Genomic DNA, 6,000 nt, shown 5'->3' with positions numbered 1-6,000 from the left:
AAAGCTGATTACCAGTGATCGCTTCCGTAGAACCTTCAGAAATATCTCCATCTAAAAGAGACTTCAGTTTGCTCTTGGTTTTTCCCTCTCCATGCTGTGCTACAAATGCTTGCTCATCATTACTCCACAACAGAGAATCTTTAGAGACACCATCAATTTTCTGAGTAAACTCATTAGCTATATTTGTTAAGCGGCTATTCACATTGTTGATATTTTCATCAAGCCCTGTCATAGCAGAACCAACATTATTATGATCCTTAGTTACTGCTACACCATCTTCAGAAATGTGCGATAAATGATAGTGCGGACCGAACAAGATACCGTCGCGAAATTCCGCATCACCACCAAAAATCCCTGCTACATCTCCAGATATTTTATTAATCTGGCTATCATTGATTGCATCATACGATCCTTCTGCAATTGTACCAGCTTGTACATTATGGAGAGCAACTGGTGCCGTAGTCTTATCTCCACCCAAAGTCACACTATTATAATTAATGATTCCATCTGCATTTTTATCATAGAGAACTGCAAAGCTATTTGCTTCTTTAATGACCTTAATACTGTCCGTGATATCTGCAATTTCACCATCAAGTTGTTTTTTATTAACAGCTTCATCATTATTAACCGCTGCTTTTACACCGGAAATTGTCCTATCTTCACCCGATTGGTTTGCAACATTGATCTCAGAACCACCTGTTGCTATACCAATGGTGATACGACCTGCTTCTCCACCATCTTGCTTAACAAGACTATTTGCTGCTATTTGATTTTTTATCTCTTGTAGCTGCGCAAAATTCACTGCATCATCAGGTTCTTCCCCAGCTGCCACTCCTGTAATCTGTTTATTGCCAGCATCAATACCATCCACAGTTATTCTAGCTCCATCAGCAAACATAATGCCATCATTAATCATAGAGCTTCTTCCAGCGGTAACTCGCTCCACTGTAATATTATTAGCTAGATCAAATTTTACATTATTATCTTCCGTACCTTTTGTAATCTTAAGGTTGTCACTTACAGCTGACAAATCTACAATATCTTTTATACCAACGGCTTTAGCATTTTCCCCTCCAACAGACAGCTGCCAACCTTGGTCTACATATTTTTGTAATGATTTTAACTGTGCAACATTCATAGCATCAGTATCGTAAGTACCAGCTGCCAGGCCTTCAAGCTGGCGCGTTATCGTCTCTTTATCATTACCAATAGTCGCTATACCCGCATTACTTACCCATACCACACCATCACTAGTTGATCCGCCTTTAACGAAAGAATCGTAACCGTGAGCGCCAAACCCCGCGCCAGTTGCAGAACCTTCCCCAAGAATAACCTTTCCATACGCCCGTGTTTCAGCCTTAGCTCCTACAGCAATAGCTCTTTATCATCAGCCCTCACTTTTGGAGAATAATTATTTGCAAAAGTGTACTCCTTAATGCCATCTTGGTTATCATATCCGGAATCTATCGCGATATTGCCTAATCCTAAAGCGTGCGCCATAGAATCTATAGCAGCACCTTTCCCCTTTGCCGTATATTTCTCTGGATCTAAAATAACAGTACCCCCTGCTATGAAGATGTGTTGCGTATCTTCCCATGCAGACCCTCTGTACGCTGTTAAAACATTTGTGACAGAATTATAACCATCTATACCACTGTTATAATCATCACACGCAGAAATACTACTTTTTGGATAAACCACGGCAGCTTTCTTCACACTTTCAAGAGACGCTTTTGTTAAACCAATATTTGCTGAAAAAACAGGAGCAGCATTCGATAAAAACAAGGCAACCGGAGTGCCTAATGAAGCTACTTTAAACAATGATGACCAATAATATGAACGAGAAAAACTCAAATCACGCAGATTGTGTGTAGTATATAGTTTTTTCATAATACCCCCTCCATAATAACAGATTAAAAACACAAAAAAGGTATGCTCTAGAGCTCTAAAGCTTTCTTATTTCCCTTGCGTATTCCTGCTTTTACAGCGTGTTTTAGGACATAAATAAAATTAAGACATAAGCTGTTGTTTCTACAACGGCTTTAGAGAGTAACTAGGGGCAGGTTCGTGAAAATCAATTTGAGGAAGGTAAAAAATACCTAATATTAGAATGAATTTCGTTTTTCAAAAGTTGTACGTGGTTTCTAGCTTTGACCTCTTTGAAAGAGGTATAATTTTTTTGCCTATTGATCATCAATTTAGGCATCAGTTTATTTTTCGTGAGTAAGATTTTTTATTTCATCAGAGGGAAAGTTTTTTACTAAAATGCTCCTGCTTTGATGAAGCAGGGGCAAGAGCATATTTAAGAAAAGTTTTTTGCTTAACAGTTCAGTATTAAATTAAGCCAAAGACCTACACCCCTATGACTACCAAAACTCTTTTCGAAGAAATTAGAGCGAATTCTTCCACTTTCAGACATTATAACCAACGCCAAAGCAAAAGCTAATTGACTCTGCCACCTCCCTACCAAAAGAAAAACTTATTTTTCCAGGGCTATTTTCATAGCTTAAATCAGACACTGCCAAACCTATGGCTGCGGCTTGTCGTGCTTCTTTTCGGATATCCTCAACAATATGACTTAACGCTGCAAACTTTATTTCTGTATACGAATGAACCTCTTTAACACCATCCTTTACAATATTAGACACTTTCTCATTCATGTATTCTTTCGCTTTATCGAGAATCATATCTGTCTGCTTTTTCATATAATCATGTAACTGATCACCTTTTACTGCTTCTCTCGAGCCTTTTTTAACCCTACCAGCAGCTACATTATCTATGATCACTGGATCACTCTCATCTTCACTGACTAAGGTTACTTTATTGATCTTTTTGCCATCTTTATCTCTATCGTAACTTACTGTATCACTTGTGACCCTATTTTTAATATTTTTTACTTACTCACTTATCGTATCTACTTGTTCTTCAACCTTTGTGATCTTCTGGTTGATTTCCCATAGTTGTCCACCATTCACTGCTTCTTTCGAGCCTGCTTCTACCTTTCCACCCTCTACATTGATAATCTTACTTGCTTTCTTATTCTTATCAATGCCACGACCTGCATTATACGCTTCTTCTTTTTTCATCCCAATTTAAACTATTCGATGATACATTCTCTTCAACGTCCTTTATACGATCGTTGATATTTGACATGCTTTCATTAACACCTTCAAATGCATTAGCAACATCGTTATAGCTTTTTTTGCCCTTCATATCATCTTTATTGAATGCTTGAATTTTAAACTCAGGCGCTATCCATTTGCCTTTCTTACCATAGCTTGCTCCACTACCGAAATATGCTGCAAATTGACTTTTCAATGAATAAATCTGGTTCCCTGTTATGGCTTCTGTCGAGCCTTCTGAAATATCTCCATCTAGATGCGTTATCTTGCTGTTATTTTTTTCGTCTTTTTCATGCCGAGCCACAAATGCCCCTGCTTCATTACTCCATAACAAAGCATTTTACTTGATGTTGCCAGAAACTTTATTATGAAGCTTCGCGAAAACACTATTTATGCCAGCAAAAGCTGCTGCAATATTATCATAGCTGTTCTCTTCAAAGTTTCCATCATCTTTGAAAACTTTCATCTTGAAATTTGGTGCTGTCCATTCTTCATTCTCATATCTAGCACCACCACCAAAATATTTCGCAAGTGTTTGATTTAGTGAATAAAGCTGTCACCATTGACAACATCCGTGGGATTTTCCGTAATTTCACCATTCGCTACATTATGAAGTGCAATGGGAGCTGTAGTTTTTCCAAAAGTCACACCTCCATAATTAATAGTGCTATTTTCATCATTTGCTTTATCATAATGAACAACAGCAGAATCATCAGATTGAAGATCATTAGAAAGTTTCTCTAAACTTCCTTCAAGCTGTTTTTATTAACAGCATCATTCTCTCTCTGCTTTCTTAACACCAGAAATTATCCGTAATTTATCACTTTTATTCGCAATATCGATTTTATCACTATCTATATCCTTACCAATGGTAATGTGTTTCGTTGCTGTATCCTGTGTTACAAAAATACTCACTGTTACTTGTTCTTTTATTTCCTTCAGCTGTGAAAAATTACTGCATCAGTATTGCTAGTTCCTGCTGCAACATTTGTTACTTTTTTACTTACCACATTAATACTACCGGTGGTTATTTGCGGGACATCAGTAATTACTAAGCCTGGAGAACATCTCCACTCACGTATGTTAAGACGCAATTGTTCAATCTTACATCTTGCATCTACTTTTTTCTCTCCTAATATTATGCTTTTCAATGCTATATCATTAGCTAAAACAAATATGAGTTTATTTTCATCGTCCTTATCTCTTTTAACCCCAAAGTTACTTCCTCCAGATGAAAAATTTATTGTACTATCTAGCACCCACATCTTTAACTGCCTCACCAGCAATAGACAGTTTCCAACTTTTTTTCTTACGACTTCTTCTAAATCCTACAACTATCTAAGGTTCACTGCATCGGCAGGTTTGCTACCAGCTGCCACGCCTATAATTTATCGCGTTATGTTCTTACTAGGAACACGAATACTCACTGCACCTTTCGTACTTTTCCATTGAGATTCGGTGTTTTTAGCCGGTCCTTGCAGAAGAGACGTATACCCAAAAACACCAGCAGCCCTACCGAACACAGAGTTGTTCCCGATAGAAACACCCCCATCAACCGTCACATTAGAATAGGAACCTATAGAAATAACTTCTTGAGCAAATGCATATGCACGCGGTAACCAAGAGCAATCGAACCATATCCTAGGGCTTTAGAAATGGCTCCTACAGCTGTTGAAGAATCACTCTTCGCAAGTTGTATAATCATTATCTCCGTGTTCGCTCTTCTTATTATATTCGCCACCTATTGCAACACTACTTTTACCCAAAGCGTAAGCCATATTGCCTACAACAACGCTCCATTCTTTTTCCGCTTGCGTTCCACTCCCTAAAGCAATACTTGCGTTTGGAATACGTTGCATACCTGTAGATCGTTGCATTCTGGTAATTAAATCATGTCGCAAGGTGTCAAATCCATTGATAATCGTTCCATCTTTGTTGTTTTCAGAACTTATTGTAATTGTAGAGTTATTGTTCATCACCAATTGCGGATCGGTAAGAGATCTCTCACTCAAACCACTCTTACTCTTAATAGAAAGCGTATTGACGAGAAAATTCATATAGCCACTATCATCTGTAGAATCCATCCACTATTGGTGTCATTGCTGTGATGTATTAAGTGCTATTAAATAACTTGCTTTTGAGAGAGCACCAATGTTGTTAGAGTTAGCATACGCAGAAAGGAGCATTTTTCCTTGAGAATAGCTCTTTGTTGCTTTTGTCACAGCCTGAAGCAACTGCTCTATTATATCAATTTTTTTCGCCAAAACAGGAATAGCATTCGATAAAAAAACAACTATCATAACTCCCAATGAAAACGTTGTTACAAACAACCCGATAAAATAAACGCTGAAAACTTAAGCTATTTCCCTTGAATATGATCAATAATTTTTTTCATAACAAACCCTCAACAAAAAAACATGCCTAAAACATAAAAAAGATACATTTTTAATTGTAAGAATTTGCACTATTTGCTTTTTATAATCGTAATTAGATTAAAACACTTTGGAGAAATTAAAATTTTACTATGAAGCTACAAAAAAGGAAACTGATTAAAAAAACATAATATTTTGAACTATTCTATTCTTAAGATAATTTGTCATTTAAACAACAAGACTTTCAATGAAAAACTATAACGATATCAACATAAAGCATACGTTTAACACTACACGAAAATAAAAGCTAAAACTGTCTCTTTTTAATAAAAGGTATATTATTATTTACATTGCTTTAGACACTTTAATAAATCAAAATAATAAGATAGAGCAATAATTTCATTATCTAATTATCAAAAAAAATAGCAATCAATTTTTTGAATCTTTACCACTAAGGTCTTTTATTCTCAACAAAAGTTGTAATAAGCTTTTTATATTCGGATTTT

The 6,000-nt window shown here is 36.4% G+C and carries 10 protein-coding genes and 1 pseudogene; all 11 read right to left on the bottom strand.

All coding sequences use genetic code 11. From position 1 onward, the window contains the following. Positions 1 to 1,243 (bottom strand): annotated as a pseudogene (locus ACFIJS_RS07470) (hypothetical protein); the annotation flags it as partial. A gap of 122 nt (positions 1,244 to 1,365) precedes the next feature. Continuing rightward, complete coding sequence (locus tag ACFIJS_RS07465; protein WP_375650964.1) at positions 1,366 to 1,890, bottom strand: hypothetical protein; 525 nt, start codon at positions 1,888 to 1,890, stop codon at positions 1,366 to 1,368. Positions 1,891 to 2,411: 521 nt separating this feature from the next. Then, a complete protein-coding gene (locus ACFIJS_RS07460) occupies positions 2,412 to 2,786 on the bottom strand; it encodes a hypothetical protein (RefSeq protein ID WP_375650962.1) in 375 nt (124 codons plus the stop codon). A 111-nt stretch (positions 2,787 to 2,897) separates the two neighbouring features. After that, positions 2,898 to 3,086: a hypothetical protein gene (locus tag ACFIJS_RS07455; protein ID WP_375650961.1), complete on the bottom strand. Its 189-nt coding sequence runs from the start codon at positions 3,084 to 3,086 to the stop codon at positions 2,898 to 2,900. Continuing rightward, the gene (locus tag ACFIJS_RS07450) at positions 3,064 to 3,426 is read right to left on the bottom strand and encodes a hypothetical protein (protein WP_375650960.1); all 363 of its coding nucleotides are present in this window, start codon (positions 3,424 to 3,426) and stop codon (positions 3,064 to 3,066) included. The genes ACFIJS_RS07455 and ACFIJS_RS07450 overlap by 23 nt, the downstream gene beginning before the upstream one ends. A gap of 470 nt (positions 3,427 to 3,896) precedes the next feature. Beyond that, positions 3,897 to 4,037 carry a hypothetical protein gene (locus ACFIJS_RS07445; RefSeq protein ID WP_375650958.1) on the bottom strand — a complete coding sequence of 47 codons (141 nt, stop codon included), beginning with the start codon at positions 4,035 to 4,037 and terminating at the stop codon, positions 3,897 to 3,899. Between the two features lie 23 nt (positions 4,038 to 4,060). Further along, positions 4,061 to 4,381: a hypothetical protein gene (locus ACFIJS_RS07440; RefSeq protein ID WP_375650957.1), complete on the bottom strand. Its 321-nt coding sequence runs from the start codon at positions 4,379 to 4,381 to the stop codon at positions 4,061 to 4,063. 129 nt (positions 4,382 to 4,510) lie between these two features. Further along, positions 4,511 to 4,684 (bottom strand): hypothetical protein, encoded by a 174-nt coding sequence (locus tag ACFIJS_RS07435; RefSeq protein ID WP_375650956.1) that lies wholly within the window; start codon positions 4,682 to 4,684, stop codon positions 4,511 to 4,513. A 14-nt stretch (positions 4,685 to 4,698) separates the two neighbouring features. Further along, positions 4,699 to 4,827: a left-handed beta-roll domain-containing protein gene (locus ACFIJS_RS07430; RefSeq protein ID WP_375650955.1), complete on the bottom strand. Its 129-nt coding sequence runs from the start codon at positions 4,825 to 4,827 to the stop codon at positions 4,699 to 4,701. Continuing rightward, a complete protein-coding gene (locus tag ACFIJS_RS07425) occupies positions 4,802 to 5,206 on the bottom strand; it encodes a hypothetical protein (RefSeq protein WP_375650953.1) in 405 nt (134 codons plus the stop codon). Before ACFIJS_RS07425 ends, ACFIJS_RS07430 begins: the two co-directional genes overlap by 26 nt. 12 nt (positions 5,207 to 5,218) lie before the next feature. Continuing rightward, positions 5,219 to 5,422 carry a hypothetical protein gene (locus tag ACFIJS_RS07420; protein WP_375650952.1) on the bottom strand — a complete coding sequence of 68 codons (204 nt, stop codon included), beginning with the start codon at positions 5,420 to 5,422 and terminating at the stop codon, positions 5,219 to 5,221. Positions 5,423 to 6,000 lie beyond the last annotated feature (578 nt).

The sequence above is a fragment of the Bartonella sp. OT172YNZD genome (genome assembly GCF_042193725.1).
Taxonomy (GTDB): domain Bacteria; phylum Pseudomonadota; class Alphaproteobacteria; order Rhizobiales; family Rhizobiaceae; genus Bartonella; species Bartonella grahamii_A.
Note: the sequence above shows the minus strand (reverse complement) of the source record. Positions and strands in the feature narration are given on the sequence as shown.

Coding starts and splice junctions, on each gene's coding strand:
- ACFIJS_RS07465 (WP_375650964.1), bottom strand. CDS start 1,890: ATGAAAAAACTATATACTACACACAATCTGCGTGATTTGAGTTTTTCT.
- ACFIJS_RS07455 (WP_375650961.1), bottom strand. CDS start 3,086: ATGAAAAAAGAAGAAGCGTATAATGCAGGTCGTGGCATTGATAAGAAT.
- ACFIJS_RS07430 (WP_375650955.1), bottom strand. CDS start 4,827: ATGATTATACAACTTGCGAAGAGTGATTCTTCAACAGCTGTAGGAGCC.
- ACFIJS_RS07425 (WP_375650953.1), bottom strand. CDS start 5,206: ATGGATTCTACAGATGATAGTGGCTATATGAATTTTCTCGTCAATACG.
- ACFIJS_RS07420 (WP_375650952.1), bottom strand. CDS start 5,422: ATGATAGTTGTTTTTTTATCGAATGCTATTCCTGTTTTGGCGAAAAAA.